The organism is Gammaproteobacteria bacterium (assembly GCA_013817245.1).
Lineage (GTDB): Bacteria > Pseudomonadota > Gammaproteobacteria > HTCC5015 > HTCC5015 > JACDDA01.
The window spans coordinates 135,758-154,129 of record JACDDA010000005.1; the positions used below are offsets into that span (position 1 = coordinate 135,758).

Consider the following 18,372-nt stretch of genomic DNA (forward strand, 5'->3'; position numbering starts at 1 on the left):
AAGGATAGATTATGTTGAATGTAGCAAAAGTAATGATGGCAAGTGTGTTGTTAGCGGCTATGCCGTTAGTACAGGCAGAAGAATTGAAAATTGCTTATGTTGATTTGCAAGAAGTCATGCAAAAATCACCACAAGCCGTGCAAGCCAATCGTGATTTGGAAACAGAGTTCAAAGCACGTGCTAAAAAAATAAATGATTTGGAAACTGAATTACGCGCCTTAGGTGAAAAATTTCAACGTGATGGCGTTACCATGACTGAAGGCAAGCGCAAAGAAGCAGAAGATGAATTACTCAAAAAAGAGCGTGCAGTACGTTGGGATAAGAGCACTTATCAAGAAGACTTTAAGATTCGTCAGGGCGAATTAACCCGTAAAGTGCGTGACCAAATCATCAAGAAAATTATGGAAATCTCAAAAGCCGAGCAATATGATTTAGTACTGTATGAAAATGTTTTATTGTCTAGCCCGCGTGTTGATATTACTGCGCGCGTTTTAACAGAATTAAATAAGCCCGCCGATAAAAAATAACCGCTTAAAAACGAGACGCATAAAATGTCCGCAGCGGGATTTACTTTAGCAGAGCTAGCACAGCGCTTTAATGCTGAGCTGGTCGGCGATGGTCAATTGCAAGTATCAGCGGTTGCAGATTTAGCAACCGCTGCTGCGGACAATTTAGTATTTGTGGCGGGTAAAGAATATTTACCAGAATTGAGCGCATCAAAAGCAGGCGCGGTAATTTTATCTGCTAAATTAAAAACGTTTATTGATCGTCCTGCTTTATTAACGACTAATCCTTATTTGTTATTCGCACGCATTGCTGTTTTATTGCATCCTGATGAGGATTTACAGAAACCCCCTTCGATTGCAGCCAGTGCCAGCATTGATCCAACGGCGGTGATTGATCCGACGGCGATTATTGCGCCGAATGCTGTGATAGAAGCTGGCGCGCAAATACATGCGCATGCCTATATTGGACCTTGCTGCGTGGTGCGCGCGCGCGCAATAGTGGGCGCATCCAGTAAATTAGTGTCGAATGTGAGTATTGGCACTGACTGTATTTTGGGGCAGCGCGTTTTAGTGCATCCTAGCGCAGTGATTGGTGCGGATGGTTTTGGATTTGCACCTGATGGCCAGCGTTGGCAAAAAATTCCACAATTAGGTCGCGTGTTAATCGGCGATGATGTTGAAATAGGGGCATGCACGACTATTGATCGTGGTGCTTTGCGAGACACTATTATTGAATCGGGTGTAAAGTTTGATAACCAGATTCAAATTGCCCATAACGTAAAAATCCGCGCAAATACCGCCATGGCGGCGAATTCTGCAATTGCGGGTAGTGTAGAAATTGGTGAGCATTGTATGATTGGTGGCATGACAGGCATTGTTGGCCACTTAAAAATTGCCGATAATGTACAACTGAATGCTTTTTCACAGGTTACGCATGCTATTGAAGAAGCCGGGCAATACGCATCAGGTACACCCTTGGAACCTATTGCTTCCTCGCGCCGTAATTGGGTGCGCATGAAACAGTTAGATGAAATGGCGAAACGCTTGAGTATTTTAGAAAAAAAAATAGCCCAAGATGATTAACCCAGACGATTAAGTTTAATATCAATTAATTTATTGTAAGTAATTAAGGGGAATAGTTTGAACGAGTTAAGCATACGCGACATCATGAAATTTTTGCCGCATCGTTATCCGTTTTTATTAATCGATCGGGTTTTAGATTTTGTGCCAAATCAACATGTGATCGCCATTAAAAATGTATCGGTGAACGAACCTTGTTTCACTGGTCATTTCCCAGAGCTGCCCGTATTTCCTGGTGTGTTAATTATTGAAGCAATGGCGCAAGCGACAGGCGTATTAACCTTTGGTAGCATGCCGGAAGAAATGCGTCGCGATAATATTTTTGTATTAGCGGCGATTGATGAAGCACGTTTTAAACGTCCCGTAACGCCGGGCGATACTTTAACTATTAAAGTAACTATTATTAAAAAAGCGCGGCATATTTGGAAATTTGCTACGGAAGCCAGAGTGAACGAAGAACTAGCTTGTTCTGCACAAATTATTGGTGCTTTGGCACCACGAGATAAAATGTGATTCATTCGACCGCTATTATCGATCCTTCCGTAAAATTGGGCAGCCATGTTGAAGTGGGCGCTTATACAGTTATAGGTGCAGAAGTTGAAATTGGTGATGGTACTAAAATAGGTCCGCATGCGGTTATTAAAGGCCCCACGCGTATCGGCCGCGACAATCAGATTTTTCAATTCTCCTCGGTCGGTGAACGCACTCAAGCATTAACACCTGATGATGATCGCGGCGTATTAGAAATAGGTGATCGCAATATCATCCGTGAATTTACCACGTTAAATCGTGGCAATACTGCGCACGGTGGTGTGACAAAAATTGGCAATGATAATTTACTCATGGCCTATACCCACGTAGCACATGATTGTCATTTAGGTAATCACATCATCATGTCGAATGCGGCATCCTTAGCCGGACATGCCACTGTAGAAGATCATGCTATTTTGGGTGGTTTCACCTTAGTGCATCAATTTGTAAGAATAGGTGAGCATGCTTTTTCGGGCATGGGCAGCGCTATTAATTGTGACGTACCACCTTATGTAACCGTTGCGGGTAATCATGCGTCAGCGTTTGGTATTAATAAAGAAGGTTTAAAGCGTCGTGGTTTTTCGCCGGAAGCATTACGTGGTTTACATAAAGCCTATATGTTATTAATCCGCGCGCGTGGTAAACGCGAAGCCGCAATTGAAGAGCTCGCTCCTTTTATTCAGCAGCACCCAGAAGTAAAAAAGTTTGTTGAATTTATTCAAAACAGCACGCGTGCCGTTGTTCGCCACGGTCGCGAATAAACATTTTTTTCTTACAACGCCTTTATTATTAGGCGTTGTTTGTCTCATGTTTTTTTTAAATCCTGCTTATTGTCAGGCTGCTTTAAGCCCTCGCATTATTGAATTAACCTCAAATAAACAATATTCACACGATGCCGCACTTTTTACACAAGGCTTCGAACGTGAAGGTGATTATTTATATGAAAGCAGTGGCTTGTATGGCGCATCTTCGCTAACTAAACGACACATAAACAACATAGCGCCATTAGCGCGTTATCAATTTCCTGATTCTATTTTTGCTGAAGGTTTAAGCCTTGTTGGCGATGATGTATACGTCATTAGTTACAAAGAACAACAAGGTTTTATTTTTGATAAACATACGCTGCGTCTAAAGAAACAGTTTAAATATACCGGTGAAGGCTGGGGACTGTGTTTTGATGGAGGCACACTGGTAATGAGCAACGGCAGCGATACCTTAAGCTGGTATCAGCCCGAAAGCTTCAAATTTTTGCATAGTCGAAAAATTACCGAACACGCTCAAAGCGTTGATCATTTAAACGAACTAGAATGCCATGATGGCTTTATCTACGTCAATATCTGGAATACACCGTGGATCGTTAAAATTGATCCGCGTAATGGTGAGGTGGTGCAGCGTTATTCCTTAGCGAATTTAATAAACCAACTCACTAAAAGCAGCGAGATTGATATTGCTAACGGAATTACTTATGCTGGCAAATCCAAACACTGGTTAATAACGGGAAAATACTGGCCAGTGATATTAGAAGTAAAATTTCCTGATAAATAATAATTGACTATAAGAGATATGGATAATGACTGATTCAAATAACAAACCGGATCTTTTAAAAGAATATCCTGTCGTGGTTGCGCATACCGTGGACTGGTCAGAAATGGATGCATTTAAACACGTTAACAACGCCGTTTATTTTCGTTATTTTGAAAATGCACGCATCGCTTATTTTATGCAAATTAACGCGTTTGAATTATTTGATCAAGAAAACATCTGGCCGGTCTTAGCGGAAACCCAATGTCGCTTTAAAATCCCGTTAATTTTCCCCGACGAATTATTGATCGGTGCGCGTATCGGCGAACAACAGCACGATGCATTGATTATGCAGTATGCTGTATATAGTAAAAAAGCCAATAAAATTGCCGCAGAAGGTGAGGCTTTAGTGAAATGGGTAGATAAGACGAGTGGCAAAAAAACCGTTTTCCCCGCAGCACTACATAAAATATTATTAAAATAGCGTTTATTGCTGGAGTATTATTGCTCCAGCATTTCTAAGGCCAGCTGACTAATGCCTTCGGTGCCATCAATTTGCCCGAGTTTTTCTTTGACGATAGCTAAGTCGTCACGTAATTTTTTGTTATAAAGATCATCGATTAACATTAATTGAATTTCGCGCGCAATATTTTCACTGCTAGCGTTGTCTTGAATTAATTCGGGCACTACGGTGCGTTCGGCAACGATATTGGCGAGACCGATGTTTTTGATTTTTATTAAGTGACGCAAAATGCTATAGCTCAATGGCGCAACTTTATAAATAATAACCATGGGCGTGCCGAGTAATGCAGTTTCTAATGTGGCGGTACCGGAAGCGGTAATGGCGGCATCAGCAATATTAATGACGTCATAAAATTCGTGGCTGTCCACAAGCGTAATGGTAAGTTTGCGACTGTCTATTTGTTGTTGGATCGCGTGACGATCCAGGTTCGGTGCGATCGGTAAAATGAATTGCACATTTTGAATGTCTTGTTGCAGGATAGCGGCAGCATCAAGCATTACCGGCAATAAGCGTTTAATTTCGCCGCGACGACTGCCAGGCATTAAGGCCACGGTTTTAGATGTTAAATTTAAACCGAAATATTTTTTTGCATCTTCTATGGCGCGTTTGGGTTTTACGCTTTGTGCGAGAGGGTGACCAACAAAGCGCACGGGTATGCCGGCTTGTTGGTAAAAACTCACTTCGAATGGAAACACTACCGCCATCATGTCGACAAGTTTGCCGATGCGTTTAACGCGATAAGAGCGCCACGCCCAAATTTGTGGGCTGATATAAAATAAAACTTTTATGCCCAGTGCTTTGGCTGCTTCGGCTAGTTTCAAATTGAATTCGGGATAATCAATGAGGATTAATAAATCCGGTTTGCGATTCGCTAAGGCGCTGCGTAAGGTTTTGAGGGCCGCTTGAATTTCACTCCAGTGCGCTAATACTTCGACAATACCAACCACTGCAATGTTTTTGCAATCCACAAGTAACTCAACATCAGCACTGCGCATGTGTTGGCTGCCCATGCCAAATATTTTTAAGTCAGGGCGTGTTTGCCGTAAACGTTGTGCGAGTGCGGCGCCATGATGATCGCCTGAGGTTTCACCTGCAACCAGCATGACAGAGGTAGTCATACGAATATCCTCAGGCAAGCGCATCTTTTAATGCTTGGCAAACTATTTGAATTTGTGCGTCTGTCATTTCGGGAAAAATGGGTAATGACAAGCAACGGGATGTTACATCTTCCGTGATAGGCAATGCGCCATAACCCGCCTGTGCAAACGCTTTTTGTTGATGCAATGGCACTGGATAATAAACGGCACAAGCAATGCCTTGTTGCGTTAGATGTTGCATAACGTCGGCGCGTTTATTCGCATCGTTTAATAAGGTCGTATATTGATGATAAATGTGTACGCCAATACCATCTTCAATCGGTGCGCGCAGGGGTAGGTCATTCAGTTGTTGCGTGTATTGTTGTGCAACGCGACGACGATTTTGATTGTAACTGTCAATGTGCTTGAGCTTGACGCGTAAGATGGCAGCTTGAATTTCATCTAAACGACTGTTGTAACCAATAATGTCGTGGTAATAACGGACTTTTGAACCATGATTGCGCAGTTGTAATAAACGTTCCGCGTAATGATCGTCATTGGTGCTGATTAAACCGCCATCACCAAAGCCGCCGAGATTTTTACTCGGGAAAAAACTAAAACAGCCTAATGCGCCAAAAGAGCCGGTTTGTTGTTTATTAATGCTGGCACCAAATGATTGTGCGCAATCTTCTATTACTAATAATTTATGTGCATCTGCTAGTTTTTGAATTTCGGCTAAATTTGCCGGTTGGCCAAATAAATGCACGGGCAAAATGGCTTTGGTTTTTTTAGTAATGGCTTTTGCAATTGCGTTCACCGAGATATTAAAAGTATCTGCTTCAATATCGACAAATACCGGTGTTGCGCCGACATAACAAATGGCTTCAGCGGTTGCAATAAAAGTAAACGGAGTAGTGATGACTTCATCGCCAGCGCCAATGCCGGCGGCCAGTAATGCAAGATGTAATGCGTCGGTACCATTCGCGCAGGTGACAGTATGTTTCGCGTTTAAATAATGTGCGGTTTCTTTTTCTAATGCTTGTACATTTGGGCCGAGAATATAATGACAATTGGCGAGCACATCGAGTACGGCTTGATCAATTTCTTGTTTCAAGCTGAGATATTGACCTTTTAAATCGACCATTGGAATGTTCATAGTTGTAAATTTGCTTTCATAAGTTCAGTGATACGAATAGCAGTGGCGAGCGCGCGGCGCCCATCGCTGCCGCTGACTAAAGGCGCTTGTTGATGTTGTATGCAATGTAAAAAAGATTCTATTTCGGCTAATAAAGCATCACCCGATTCATGCACGGTTTCTGCACTTTCAATTTTAGGCACGCCTTCGCTGGTTTCTTCGGTGCCACGATAATGATGACTGAGTACGCGATTTTGAAAGTCTACTGAAATATAGGTGTTGTCTTGAAAGATGCGCATTTTGCGTTCGGTTTTTAAACTAACCCGACTGGCGGTGACATTCGCCACACAACCATTCGCAAAGGTTAAACGCGCGTTTGCGATGTCGACTGAGTTTGATAATACTTTGGCGCCACTGGCTGCGATCTCGATAACATCAGAACGCACTAAATCTAAAATGATATCAATATCATGAATCATTAAATCTAAAATTACATTGACGTCAGTTGCGCGTAATTTAAACGGCGCCAGTCGGTGGCTTTCAATGAATAAAGGGTTGGTGAGTAATTTATCCAGACCTACTATGGCAGGATTAAAACGTTCTAAATGACCAATCTGCAATACACAGTGATGTTGTTGCGCCAGCGCGATCAATTCATCGGCTTCGGCGACCGTAACGGTCATGGGTTTTTCGAGTAATACGTGTTTGCCTGCGCGTAATAAATCCGCTGCAATTTGATAATGCAATCGTGTGGGCACCGCAATAGAGACCGCATCAATTTGCTCGAGAATATCCCGATAGTCTTGGACTGCGCGCGTTTTTAATGGCGCAGCAATTTCTTGTGCGAGGCTTAAATTGTGATCCACCACAGCAATGAGTTCACTGCTAGCCAGCGCGGCATATTTTTGGGCGTGGAATTTACCGAGGTAGCCCACACCAATCACGGCAGTTCGAATGGGTCGCTTCATTTCATGCAAACAGCGTAGAATAACAGCGCGCAAGTATACGGATTTTTATCGCACAGCGGGACTTAACTCAGTGAATCTATTAGAAAATTCTACTCAGCAGCTCATTGCTGGCGTAGATGAAGCCGGGCGTGGCCCGCTGGCGGGGCCGGTGGTCGCGGCGGCGGTGATTTTGCCTCTGAATCACGGCATTGTTGGTTTGGCGGATTCCAAAAAACTCACCGAAGCTCAGCGCGACGTGTTGGCGCCGCTGATTCGGGAGCGTGCGCTTGCTTATGCGGTGGCGTTTGCGGAAGTGGAAGAAATTGACCAGATTAATATTTTGCAAGCCAGTTTATTGGCGATGCAGCGTGCGGTATTGGCGTTGAAGATTCAGCCTACCCATGTGCAAGTAGATGGTAATCGCGCGCCGATTTTGCCGTACTCGGTAGAAGCGATTGTTAAAGGTGATAGTAAAGTAGCCGCGATCAGCGCGGCGTCGATTTTGGCAAAAACGGTACGTGACGCGTATATGTTGGGTTTGCATGAACAATTTCCCCAATACGCTTTTAATCAGCACAAGGGTTATCCCACTGCCGCGCATATGCAACGCTTGCGCGAACATGGACCCAGTAGCGTGCATCGACGGAGTTTTCGACCCGTACGTGAATTATTGTTGAACCAGCCGACCGGTTTTTAAACTGGTCAAGCTTGAAAGACGGCGCTTGAGCCTGGACACTAGCAAACTATGAAAAGTCCTTTTATTCATTTAAGCCTGCACACTGAATTTTCGTTGGTGGACGGCGTCGTGCGCATCAAACCGCTAATGAAAGCGGCCGCAGCAGCGGGCATGCCCGCGGTAGCGCTGACGGATCAAGGTAATTGGTTTGCGTTGGTGAGATTTTATAAAGCCGCACAAGCGGCGGGCGTGAAACCGATTTTAGGCGTGGATGTATTGGTACGCGAACAAGCAAGCGAAGAACCTACCCGTTTATTATTGTTATGTCAGAACGCGGAAGGCTATCGCAACTTAACGGAATTAGTTTCACGCAGTTATTTAGAAAATCAACAAGCCGGGCGCGTATTCATTAATAAAGAATGGTTGAATACTTATAACAGCGGTTTAATTGCTTTATCGGGTGGCCGCGAAGGTGATGTTGGTCGCGCTATTTTAAATAACAAACCTGAATTAGCGCGCGAGCGTTTACATCATTGGTTAGGCATTTTCCCCGGACGTTTTTATTTAGAGTTACAGCGTACCGGCCGCGAATACGAAGACGTGTATAACACCTTAGCCGTGAGTTTGGCTGAAGAGTTATACGTACCTGTAGTGGCAACTAATGATGTACGGTTTTTACAGAAAGATGATTTTGAAGCACATGAAGTGCGCGTTTGTATTAATGATGGACGCACACTGGATGATCCGCGTCGTCCTAAACGTTACAGCGACCAGCAATATTTGCGTAGCAGTGAAGAGATGTACGCATTGTTTGCCGATATTCCCGAAGCGATAGAAAACACGTGGGAGATTGCTAAGCGTTGCAACGTGACTTTACGTTTGGGCGAATCGTTTTTGCCGAATTTTCCGGTGCCTGCGGGCGATACGATTGATAGTTATTTTGCGACGCAATCACAAATAGGACTTGCGCAACGATTAGCGCAACTACAAAAGAAAGGCATTTGGAACGATGAACGTCTTGCTATTTATCAAGCGCGTTTAGAACGTGAAATCGGCGTTATTATTCAAATGGGTTTTCCTAGTTATTTTTTAATCGTTGCCGATTTTATTCAATGGGCAAAACATAATGATGTACCGGTAGGCCCAGGTCGTGGTTCCGGTGCGGGTTCGTTGGTTGCGTATGCTTTAGGCATTACTGATTTAGATCCGCTGCAATATGATTTGTTGTTTGAGCGTTTCTTAAATCCAGAACGTGTATCGCTACCCGACTTTGACGTCGACTTTTGTATGGAAGGTCGCGACCGCGTAATTGATTATGTCGCACAAAAATATGGCCGCGATAAAGTTTCGCAAATTATTACTTTCGGTACCATGGCGGCTAAAGCGGTGGTGCGCGATGTAGGCCGAGTGCTGGGTTATCCGTATGGTTTTGTAGATAACATCGCTAAATTAATTCCTTTTGAAATTGGTATGACGCTTGAAAAAGCGATGGAAGATTCAGACGATTTACGCAAGCTCTATGAGACAGAAGAGGATGTGCGTGAATTATTAGATACCGCTAGATCATTAGAAGGTTTAGTGCGTAACGCGGGTAAACACGCGGGTGGTGTAGTGATTGCTCCGTCTAAGCTAACGGATTTTACACCGCTGTATTGTGAAGCTGATGGTCAAAGTTTAGTTACGCAGTTAGATAAAGATGATGTTGAAAGCATCGGCTTAGTCAAGTTCGACTTTTTAGGTTTACGCACCTTAACGATTATTGATTGGGCGGTAAAAGCCATTAATCGTGAATTGGCGCAAGCCGGCCAGGCGATTATTGATATTACGCAAATTCCGCTCGAAGACAGTGCCACTTTTGAGTTATTAAAACGCCAATCGACTACCGCGGTGTTTCAGCTTGAATCACGCGGTATGAAAGATTTAATTGGCCGCTTGCAGCCAGATATATTTGAAGAAATTATTGCCTTAGTGGCCTTGTTTCGCCCCGGCCCTTTGCAGTCGGGCATGGTGGATGATTTTGTTGATTGCAAACATGGCCGCGCTAAAAGTAATTATCCGCATCCTTTATTAGAACCTATTTTGCGACCCACTTATGGCGTCATTCTGTATCAAGAACAAGTGATGCAGATTGCGCAAATTTTGTCAGGCTACAGTTTAGGTGATGCCGATTTATTACGGCGCGCCATGGGTAAAAAGAAACCCGAAGAAATGGCGCAGCAGCGCGAAATGTTTTTGAACGGTGCGCGCGCCAATAATGTAAATGAGCAAACCGCGAATTATATTTTTGACTTAATGGAAAAATTCGCGGGTTACGGTTTTAACAAATCGCACTCTGCTGCGTATGCTTTAGTGTCGTATCAAACCGCGTGGTTAAAAGCGCATTATCCTGCCGAATTTATGGCCTCGGTGTTATCGGCCGATATGGATAACACAGATAAAGTTGTGCGCTTGATTGATGAATGTCAGCAGATGAAATTAAAAGTAGTGCCGCCTGATATCAATCGTTCTTATTATCGTTTTACCACCGATAAAGATAATCAAATTATTTATGGCTTAGGTGCGATTAAAGGTTTGGGTGAAGGCGCGACGGATAATATTGTCTATGAACGTGAGCAGCGCGGTGTGTTTAATGATTTGTATGATTTTTGTGCACGCATTGATACGCAAAAATTAAATAAGCGTAGCTTTGAAGCTTTGATCAAAGGCGGCGCGTTGGATTCATTAGGCAAAAGTCGCGCGAGCTTAATGTTGAATTTGCCGCATGCGTTAAAATTAGCCGAACAAGATCAACGCAATCAAGATACGGGTCAAACGGATATTTTTGGTGAAATGTTAGCGCCGCAAGCCGCTGCGCGTAAATTGGAATGGCAAGTTGCCGATGAATGGGAAGAGTTGCAACGCTTAGCCGCAGAAAAAGAAGTGTTGGGTTTGTATTTAACGGGACATCCGATTGAGCAATATCAAGCGGAGTTAAAACATATTGCCGGTAAACGCATACGCGAACATATTGAATCATTAGAAAGTCGGATGTCTTATGGCGAGCGCAGTTTTAATAGCGCGGATGTTGTCATCGCAGGTTTAGTCACTGCGATACGCGCAAAAAATACGCGCAGCGGCAAAATGGGTTTCCTAACGATTGATGATCGCAGTGATCGCGTTGAAGCGGTGATTAGTGCAGATGATTTTCAGCGTTATGCAAATGTTATTGTTAAAGATAAAGTTTTAGTCATTGAAGGTGCTTTATCACCTGATGATTTTAATGGCGGTTTTCGGGTGCGTGTGCGTAAGTTATACGATATGGATAGCGCGCGCGAAACATTAGTAAAAGCGATTACGTTAACGATTGATGAAACCAAAGGCGGTAATGGTTTTATTCGAGAATTAAATGAAGCGTTGCAACCGTTTCGCGTGACACCTGCTGCGGCTACAACGGGCGTTAAACCCGGTCAACGAGTCGCCGGTTGTTTAGTGTGGATCGAATATCGTAATGCGCGCGCCAGTGGACGCTTGGTTTTGGATGAGCAATGGCGGGTGCAGCCGCGTGAGCAGTTAGTCATGCGTTTAAAACAGTGGTTGGGCGATGAATATGTCCAGTTGGTTTATTAAACATTAGGGAATGGATTCTGTGGGCATGCTTGGGTTAAGATTGCCCCGCTTAGGAGTATTGAAATGGCTATAAACCCCAATTATCTAGAATTCGAACAGCCTATTGCCGAATTAGAGGCGAAAATCTCAGAACTGCGTGACATGGGCACCGACGCAAAAATCGATATTAAAAGCCAAGTGGGTGAATTGCAGACTAAATGTGAGACCTTAACTAAGTCTATTTATGCAAATTTAGGCCCGTATCAAATTTCACAAGTGTCGCGCCATCCGCTGCGACCTTACACCTTGGACTATTTAAGTCGTATTTTTACGGATTTTCAGGAATTGCATGGCGATCGTATGTTTGCGGATGATATTGCTATCGTCGGCGGCTTGGCGCGTTTAGACGGTCAGCCCGTCATGTTGATTGGCCAGCAAAAAGGCCGTGATACCAAAGAAAAACTGCGCCGCAATTTTGGTATGCCACGTCCTGAAGGTTATCGCAAAGCCATGCGTTTGATGAAAACCGCTGAGCGTTTTGGTTTGCCCCTGATTACGTTTATTGATACGCCAGGTGCGTATCCGGGCATTGATGCAGAAGAGCGTGGACAAAGTGAAGCGATTGCGCGCAATTTATTTATTATGGCTGAATTAAAAGTCCCCATCATTTGCACGGTAATTGGTGAAGGTGGTTCGGGCGGTGCTTTAGCGATTGGGGTTGGCGATCATGTCGCGATGTTGCAATACGCGACGTATTCAGTGATTTCGCCCGAAGGTTGCGCATCTATTTTATGGAAAAGTGCGAGCAAAGCACCGGATGCAGCGGCGGCGATGGGTATTACCTCCATGCGTTTACGCGAATTGAAATTGATTGATGAAGTGATTGATGAACCATTAGGCGGCGCACACCGTGATATGGATGCGATTGCTGAAAGTGTAAAAACCAGTTTGCTGCGCAGTTTGAAAAAATTGCAGGCTTTGAGCACGGAAGAACTACTGGCGCAGCGTTATAAAAAATTAATGGGTAATGGCGCCTTTACTCAAAATTAAATTATTAATCTCAGTTAAGCACTTAGCATTCCGCTAATGCTTACGTTACGCGAGTTTGAGCACCTTAAACTCGCGTGCCGCAGTGATAATTCTCAGCGATATTTCTTATGACCTTTAGCGTCGATCATTTACGCGTCTTTTTGCAAAACACGCCTGCGCAAGCGTATTGCGTCGCCTATAGCGGTGGCTTGGATTCCACTGTGTTACTGCATGCTTGCGTGCAATTGGGCTTAACGCCGTTGCGCGCTATCCATATTCATCATGGTTTATCGCAACATGCGGATGATTGGGCGCAGCATTGTCAGCAACAAGCGCAGTTGTTAGGGATTGAGTGTGTTGTGCAGCGGGTGAATTTGAATCTGCTCAGCGGTGAAAGCGTAGAAGCGCAAGCACGAGAGGCGCGTTACGCGGCATTTGCACATTTACTCCAAACCCATGAAGCCTTATTAACCGCGCATCATTTAGAAGATCAGGCGGAAACGGTGTTGCTGCAATTGTTGCGCGGCAGTGGACCTGCGGGTTTAGCCGCGATGGCGGCGCAGAGTCAGTTTGCCAAAGGGTATTTGCTGCGACCTTTGCTGACGCAAGCGCGTGCGGACTTGCAGCGTTATGCGCAACAGTTGAATGTGTCGTGGGTTGAAGATGACAGCAATAGCGCGCTGCGCTTTGATCGTAATTATGTACGCCATCAAGTTTGGCCGTTATTCACCGCGCGTTGGCCTAGCGCCGCGACGAGCGTAGCGCGTAGTGCGCAATGGATGGCGGAGGCTGATAGTTTGTTAAATGAGTTAGCCGCGCAGGATTTATCGACCTTATTAAGCGAACAAGGGTTGGCGATAGCGCCTTTGCAGCAGTTGAATGAGCCGCGGCAACGCAATGTGTTGCGTTATTGGTTGCAGCAAGCGCAGCTCGCGGTACCCGGACATGCGCAGTTAGCGAGCTTATTACAACAACTGGATGCCGCTAGCGATCGACAAATTGAAATTAACTGGCGTGGCGGCCGCATTCGACGTTACCAACAACATTTAGTCGCCGATGCGAATGCGGCGATGAGCGAAGCACCGTTTGGCATTTGGCAGTTACAAGAAAATTGGCCGCTCGGTGAGGGTCGCGTGCTGCGTCGCGAAGATTTATTGGCAGCAGGTTTACGTATTCCGCCGGAGATTCAGCAGCTGCAAGTCGCGCAACGCCAAGGCGGTGAGCGAATTCACTTGCAGGGGCATGCTCATCGTCATAGTTTGAAAAAACTGCTGCAAACCCGGCAAATTCCACCTTGGCAACGCGATCAACTCCTGTTGTTGTTCCATCAACAAACTTTAGTGGCTGTTTGGGGAATGAGTCCGCCTTTAATTGGCGAATGGCCTAATTAGCGATTGAGGGAAGCGTCACATTTCGGTAGTATTCCGGCACATTATGCCGTGCACGGCATGGCCTAATGTGACCCCTCAGCTTATGACTCAATATGTATTTGTTACCGGTGGCGTAGTGTCTTCCTTAGGGAAAGGCATCGCTTCTGCGTCGCTGGCCGCTATTTTGGAAGCGCGCGGTTTAACCATTTCCATGATCAAGTTGGATCCTTATATCAACGTCGATCCGGGCACTATGAGCCCATTCCAACACGGCGAAGTGTATGTAACAGAAGATGGCGCTGAGACCGACATGGACTTAGGTCATTACGAACGCTTCATTCGCCGCAAAACCAGCAAAAAAAGTAACTTCACCACCGGCCGGGTTTACGCCAATGTGCTGCAAAAAGAACGCCGCGGTGATTATCTAGGCAGTACTGTGCAAGTCATTCCGCATATCACCGATGAAATCAAACGCTTAATGCGCGAAGGCGCAGTCGGTGCAGACATTGCGTTGGTGGAAGTCGGTGGTACGGTTGGCGATATTGAATCGTTACCGTTTCTTGAAGCTATTCGCCAAATGGGTTTTGAATTAGGTCGTGATAATGTTCTTTATATCCATCTGACCTTAGTGCCTTATATTGCGGCGGCCGGTGAAATTAAAACCAAACCTACGCAGCATTCCGTAAAAGAATTACGTTCTATTGGTATTCAACCTGATGTTTTGTTATGTCGTTCTGATGCTCCGTTGCCAGACGACGAACGCCGCAAAATCGCGTTGTTTACCAATGTTGAAGAACGTGCGGTAATTTCTTGCGAAAACGTCGCGCATATTTATCAATTGCCACGTCGTTTACACGAACAACATTTAGATGACATCGTGATCAATCGTTTGCGCTTAACGGCGAAACCGGCCGACTTGCACGAATGGGATGCCGTGGTAGATGCGCTGCGTAATCCACAAGGTGAAGTCACTGTAGTGATGGTAGGTAAGTACGTTGATTTTACGGATTCTTATAAATCATTAAATGAATCATTAATTCATGCGGGCATTCATAATCGTTGCCAAGTCCATATTCGCTATGTAGATGCGGAAAGCTTAGTGGCTGGTGATGCGAGTGAGTTTGTAAATGCCGACGCAATTTTAGTGCCTGGCGGTTTTGGTGAACGTGGCACGGAAGGTAAAATTCTGGCCGTTAAATACGCGCGCGAAAATCAAATTCCTTATTTAGGTATTTGTTTAGGTATGCAAGTAGCGGTGATTGAATATGCACGTCATTGTGCGAATTTAGCTAATGCACATTCTACGGAGTTTAATTATGAAACTCCGCATCCTGTTATTGGTTTAATTACGGAATGGCAAACGGGGGATGGTCGTAAAGAACAGCGCAGTACTAATTCGGATTTAGGCGGCAGTATGCGCTTAGGTGCACAAACCTGTGTGTTAAAAGCTAATTCAAAAATTCGTGCTATTTATGGCGCCGATAAAATTAGTGAGCGTCATCGTCATCGTTATGAATTTAATAATAACTATCGCGAAATATTAGAAAAAGCCGGGATGCAATTTTCGGGTGCTTCGGCCGATGAAAATTTGGTAGAAGTAGTAGAGCTGCCAAATCACCCATGGTTTATTGGTTGTCAGTTTCATCCGGAATTTACCTCTACGCCGCGTGATGGTCATCCGTTATTTACCGGATTTGTGGCCGCCGCTTTGGCCTATCAAAATACACGCCAAAAACGCAGAGGACCTGGTTAATGTCTAATAAAATATCCGAAACAGCGATCATGGATTTATGCGGATTTAAGGTTGGCTTACGTCAACCCTTTTTTTTAATCGCGGGACCTTGCGCGATTGAGTCTGAAGAATTGGCGTTGCGTACTGCCACTGAATTAAAAGCTTTAACCAGTGAATTAGGCATCCCGTTTATTTATAAATCCTCTTTTGATAAAGCGAATCGCTCTTCGCATAACACACCACGCGGTGTTGGTTTAGAAAAAGGTTTAGCAATTTTAGAAAAAGTAAAAAAAACCGTCGGTGTGCCGGTATTAACGGATGTGCATGAAGACACGCCGATCAATGAAGTGGCGGCAGTAGTTGATGTTTTGCAAACGCCTGCGTTTTTGTGTAGACAAACAAATTACATTCAACGGGTAGCCGCTGCTGGCATTCCAGTTAATATTAAAAAAGGTCAGTTTTTGTCGCCGTGGGATATGAAACACGTAGTAGAAAAAGCGCGTGCAGTCGGCAATGATAAAATCATGGTCTGTGAACGTGGCGCTTCATTTGGTTATAACAACTTAGTATCTGATATGCGTTCACTTGCAGTGATGCGTGATACGCAGTGTCCGGTGGTGTTCGATGCGACACATTCTGTGCAATTACCGGGTGGGCAAGGCGGCGCATCGGGTGGTCAGCGTGAGTTTGTACCCGTGTTAGCGCGCGCTGCTATTGCCGTCGGTGTTGCTGGTTTGTTTATGGAAACGCATCCTGATCCTGCAAATGCATTTAGTGATGGACCGAATGCGTGGCCCTTACATTTAATGCGTGAATTATTAACGGTCTTAAAGCAATTAGATGATGCCGTTAAGCAACAAGCCTTTTCTGAAAATTCTTTGTAGTTAATTCAATTCAACCCCCATTTAAATTAAATAATATTTTTACGATCGTTTAGGAGTACATGCGCTCATGTCTGAGATCAAATCCATTAAAGCCCGCCAGATTATTGATTCACGCGGTAATCCCACTGTTGAAGCCGATGTTATTTTAAGTAACGGTGTCGTAGGCCGTGCAGCAGTGCCATCAGGCGCATCAACGGGTGAACGCGAAGCCGTCGAATTACGAGATGGTGATAAATCGCGTTGGTTAGGCAAAGGTGTAAGCAAAGCAGTAAATAATATTAACACCGAAATTCAAAAAGCGTTGATTGGTAAAGATGTCACTGCGCAAGCAGACATCGATGGCATTATGATTGCGTTGGACGGCACCGAAAATAAAAGTCGTTTAGGTGCGAATGCCATTTTAGCGGTATCAATGGCAGTTGCACATGCAGCAGCGCGTGAAAAAGGTTTGCCTTTGTATCAATACTTAGGCGACAAGAACAGTAATTTATTGCCAGTGCCGATGATGAATATTATCAACGGTGGTGCACATGCTGATAATAGCGTCGACATGCAAGAGTTTATGGTTTTGCCGATTGGCGTGAGTAGTTTTAGTGAAGCTTTACGTTGCGGTGGTGAAATTTTTCACGCCTTAAAATCAGTATTAAAAGCTAAAGGTTATTCTACTGCGGTGGGTGATGAAGGTGGTTTCGCGCCTGATTTATCGTCGAATGAAGAAGCTGTCGAAGTCATTCTCAAAGCAATCGAACAAGCCGGTTATAAAGCCGGTAAAGATGTTGCGCTGGGTTTAGATGTGGCGAGTTCTGAGTTTTATAAAAATGGCCAATATCATTTGGAATCAGAAGGTAAATCATTTAGCTCCGAAGGTTTTGTCGATTACTTGGCAGCGTGGGCAAAACAATATCCGATCATTAGCATTGAAGACGGCATGGATCAAAATGATTGGGCCGGTTGGAAATTGCTTACCCAAAAAATAGGCGCCACCGTGCAATTGGTAGGCGATGATTTATTCGTGACTAATAGCAAAATTTTGCAACAAGGCATTGACCAAGGTGTCGCTAATTCCATTTTAATTAAAGTAAATCAAATTGGTACTTTGACCGAAACCTTAGACGCCATTCGTTTAGCGCATAAAGCCGGTTATACCTCGGTAGCATCGCATCGCTCCGGTGAAACAGAAGATACGACGATTGCAGATTTAGCAGTGGCAGCAAGTACGGGACAAATTAAAACGGGCTCGATGTCGCGTTCCGATCGAATTGCTAAATACAATCAACTATTGCGCATCGAAGAAGCGTTGGGCAGTAATGCGCGCTACGCCGGGCGCTCTGCTTTTCGGCAGAAAATTTAACTGACACGGGGCGGGTATCGAAAGATACCCGCTTTGAGTTTATGCGTTGGATTGTTGGTTTATTAATTGTGATCTTGCTCGCTTTGCAGTATCGCTTATGGATAGCAGATGGCGGGATTCGTGATGTGCATCGTTTGCATAACGAGATCGATATAAAAAAATCTGGAATCACCAAAGCTGAAGAGCGTAATCAATCATTGCAAGCAGAAGTAAATGATTTAAAAAAAGGTTTAGGCGCAGCGGAAGAACGTGCGCGCGAAGATTTGGGCATGATTAAAGATAACGAAACCTTCATTCAAATCATTGACGATAGACCGCAGCCTGAACCGAAAGATACAGAGACGCAAAATATTATGCGGGCGCAAGAGGCTGCCAAAGACGCAGTTGAAAATTTACCAGAAAATTCGCAAGAGGCTACGCCTTAAT

The 18,372-nt window shown here is 44.5% G+C and carries 17 protein-coding genes; 14 read left to right on the forward strand and 3 right to left on the reverse strand.

All coding sequences use genetic code 11. The features are described from left to right. The first annotated feature begins 11 nt into the window (after positions 1-11). The 6 genes from H0W44_07860 (at position 12) to H0W44_07885 (ending at position 4,122) form a co-directional block, all read left to right on the forward strand. The gene (locus tag H0W44_07860) at positions 12-527 is read left to right on the forward strand and encodes an OmpH family outer membrane protein (protein ID MBA3582345.1); all 516 of its coding nucleotides are present in this window, start codon (positions 12-14) and stop codon (positions 525-527) included. A gap of 24 nt (positions 528-551) precedes the next feature. Then, on the forward strand, positions 552-1,589 hold the full coding sequence (gene lpxD / locus H0W44_07865; protein ID MBA3582346.1) for a UDP-3-O-(3-hydroxymyristoyl)glucosamine N-acyltransferase: 1,038 nt from the start codon (positions 552-554) through the stop codon (positions 1,587-1,589). 84 nt (positions 1,590-1,673) lie between these two features. After that, the gene (gene fabZ / locus H0W44_07870; GenBank protein ID MBA3582347.1) at positions 1,674-2,099 is read left to right on the forward strand and encodes a 3-hydroxyacyl-ACP dehydratase FabZ; all 426 of its coding nucleotides are present in this window, start codon (positions 1,674-1,676) and stop codon (positions 2,097-2,099) included. Then, positions 2,096-2,878, forward strand: coding sequence for an acyl-ACP--UDP-N-acetylglucosamine O-acyltransferase (lpxA, locus tag H0W44_07875; GenBank protein ID MBA3582348.1), 783 nt, complete (start codon positions 2,096-2,098; stop codon positions 2,876-2,878). The genes fabZ and lpxA overlap by 4 nt, the downstream gene beginning before the upstream one ends. 46 nt (positions 2,879-2,924) lie before the next feature. Beyond that, complete coding sequence (locus H0W44_07880; protein MBA3582349.1) at positions 2,925-3,662, forward strand: glutaminyl-peptide cyclotransferase; 738 nt, start codon at positions 2,925-2,927, stop codon at positions 3,660-3,662. Between the two features lie 25 nt (positions 3,663-3,687). Beyond that, on the forward strand, positions 3,688-4,122 hold the full coding sequence (locus H0W44_07885; GenBank protein ID MBA3582350.1) for an acyl-CoA thioesterase: 435 nt from the start codon (positions 3,688-3,690) through the stop codon (positions 4,120-4,122). A 17-nt stretch (positions 4,123-4,139) separates the two neighbouring features. On the opposite strand, the gene lpxB is transcribed toward H0W44_07885, so the two are convergent. From lpxB to H0W44_07900, 3 genes are read right to left on the reverse strand one after another with little or no spacing between them, the layout of a single operon-like run. Continuing rightward, positions 4,140-5,279, reverse strand: a complete 1,140-nt coding sequence (lpxB, locus tag H0W44_07890) for a lipid-A-disaccharide synthase (protein MBA3582351.1) — start codon at positions 5,277-5,279, stop codon at positions 4,140-4,142. A 10-nt stretch (positions 5,280-5,289) separates the two neighbouring features. Beyond that, positions 5,290-6,381 carry a DegT/DnrJ/EryC1/StrS family aminotransferase gene (locus H0W44_07895; GenBank protein ID MBA3582352.1) on the reverse strand — a complete coding sequence of 364 codons (1,092 nt, stop codon included), beginning with the start codon at positions 6,379-6,381 and terminating at the stop codon, positions 5,290-5,292. Positions 6,382-6,389: 8 nt separating this feature from the next. Continuing rightward, positions 6,390-7,340 carry a Gfo/Idh/MocA family oxidoreductase gene (locus H0W44_07900; protein MBA3582353.1) on the reverse strand — a complete coding sequence of 317 codons (951 nt, stop codon included), beginning with the start codon at positions 7,338-7,340 and terminating at the stop codon, positions 6,390-6,392. Here H0W44_07900 and rnhB point away from each other — a divergent pair. From rnhB to ftsB, 8 genes are all read left to right on the forward strand, one after another. Beyond that, positions 7,327-8,016 (forward strand): ribonuclease HII, encoded by a 690-nt coding sequence (rnhB, locus tag H0W44_07905; GenBank protein MBA3582354.1) that lies wholly within the window; start codon positions 7,327-7,329, stop codon positions 8,014-8,016. The genes H0W44_07900 and rnhB overlap by 14 nt on opposite strands. A gap of 48 nt (positions 8,017-8,064) precedes the next feature. After that, positions 8,065-11,601, forward strand: a complete 3,537-nt coding sequence (gene dnaE, locus H0W44_07910; protein MBA3582355.1) for a DNA polymerase III subunit alpha — start codon at positions 8,065-8,067, stop codon at positions 11,599-11,601. Between the two features lie 69 nt (positions 11,602-11,670). Then, positions 11,671-12,630 (forward strand): acetyl-CoA carboxylase carboxyl transferase subunit alpha, encoded by a 960-nt coding sequence (accA, locus tag H0W44_07915; GenBank protein ID MBA3582356.1) that lies wholly within the window; start codon positions 11,671-11,673, stop codon positions 12,628-12,630. A 107-nt stretch (positions 12,631-12,737) separates the two neighbouring features. After that, positions 12,738-14,000: a tRNA lysidine(34) synthetase TilS gene (tilS, locus tag H0W44_07920; protein ID MBA3582357.1), complete on the forward strand. Its 1,263-nt coding sequence runs from the start codon at positions 12,738-12,740 to the stop codon at positions 13,998-14,000. Between the two features lie 82 nt (positions 14,001-14,082). Continuing rightward, positions 14,083-15,732 (forward strand): CTP synthase, encoded by a 1,650-nt coding sequence (locus H0W44_07925; GenBank protein MBA3582358.1) that lies wholly within the window; start codon positions 14,083-14,085, stop codon positions 15,730-15,732. Between the two features lie 29 nt (positions 15,733-15,761). After that, positions 15,762-16,595, forward strand: coding sequence for a 3-deoxy-8-phosphooctulonate synthase (gene kdsA, locus H0W44_07930; protein MBA3582359.1), 834 nt, complete (start codon positions 15,762-15,764; stop codon positions 16,593-16,595). A 67-nt stretch (positions 16,596-16,662) separates the two neighbouring features. Then, positions 16,663-17,946, forward strand: a complete 1,284-nt coding sequence (gene eno, locus H0W44_07935; GenBank protein ID MBA3582360.1) for a phosphopyruvate hydratase — start codon at positions 16,663-16,665, stop codon at positions 17,944-17,946. A 41-nt stretch (positions 17,947-17,987) separates the two neighbouring features. Then, positions 17,988-18,371 (forward strand): cell division protein FtsB, encoded by a 384-nt coding sequence (gene ftsB, locus H0W44_07940; protein MBA3582361.1) that lies wholly within the window; start codon positions 17,988-17,990, stop codon positions 18,369-18,371. Position 18,372 lies beyond the last annotated feature (1 nt).

Bases quoted from the DNA above. Each gene is read 5' to 3' on its own strand.
- H0W44_07895 (MBA3582352.1), bottom strand. From the start codon at position 6,381: ATGGTCGATTTAAAAGGTCAATATCTCAGCTTGAAACAAGAAATTGAT.
- dnaE (MBA3582355.1), top strand. From the start codon at position 8,065: ATGAAAAGTCCTTTTATTCATTTAAGCCTGCACACTGAATTTTCGTTG.
- lpxD (MBA3582346.1), top strand. From the start codon at position 552: ATGTCCGCAGCGGGATTTACTTTAGCAGAGCTAGCACAGCGCTTTAAT.
- eno (MBA3582360.1), top strand. From the start codon at position 16,663: ATGTCTGAGATCAAATCCATTAAAGCCCGCCAGATTATTGATTCACGC.
- lpxB (MBA3582351.1), bottom strand. From the start codon at position 5,279: ATGACTACCTCTGTCATGCTGGTTGCAGGTGAAACCTCAGGCGATCAT.
- tilS (MBA3582357.1), top strand. From the start codon at position 12,738: ATGACCTTTAGCGTCGATCATTTACGCGTCTTTTTGCAAAACACGCCT.
- H0W44_07885 (MBA3582350.1), top strand. From the start codon at position 3,688: ATGACTGATTCAAATAACAAACCGGATCTTTTAAAAGAATATCCTGTC.
- rnhB (MBA3582354.1), top strand. From the start codon at position 7,327: ATGGGTCGCTTCATTTCATGCAAACAGCGTAGAATAACAGCGCGCAAG.
- H0W44_07880 (MBA3582349.1), top strand. From the start codon at position 2,925: ATGTTTTTTTTAAATCCTGCTTATTGTCAGGCTGCTTTAAGCCCTCGC.
- kdsA (MBA3582359.1), top strand. From the start codon at position 15,762: ATGGATTTATGCGGATTTAAGGTTGGCTTACGTCAACCCTTTTTTTTA.
- H0W44_07900 (MBA3582353.1), bottom strand. From the start codon at position 7,340: ATGAAGCGACCCATTCGAACTGCCGTGATTGGTGTGGGCTACCTCGGT.
- H0W44_07925 (MBA3582358.1), top strand. From the start codon at position 14,083: ATGACTCAATATGTATTTGTTACCGGTGGCGTAGTGTCTTCCTTAGGG.
- H0W44_07860 (MBA3582345.1), top strand. From the start codon at position 12: ATGTTGAATGTAGCAAAAGTAATGATGGCAAGTGTGTTGTTAGCGGCT.
- fabZ (MBA3582347.1), top strand. From the start codon at position 1,674: ATGAAATTTTTGCCGCATCGTTATCCGTTTTTATTAATCGATCGGGTT.
- ftsB (MBA3582361.1), top strand. From the start codon at position 17,988: ATGCGTTGGATTGTTGGTTTATTAATTGTGATCTTGCTCGCTTTGCAG.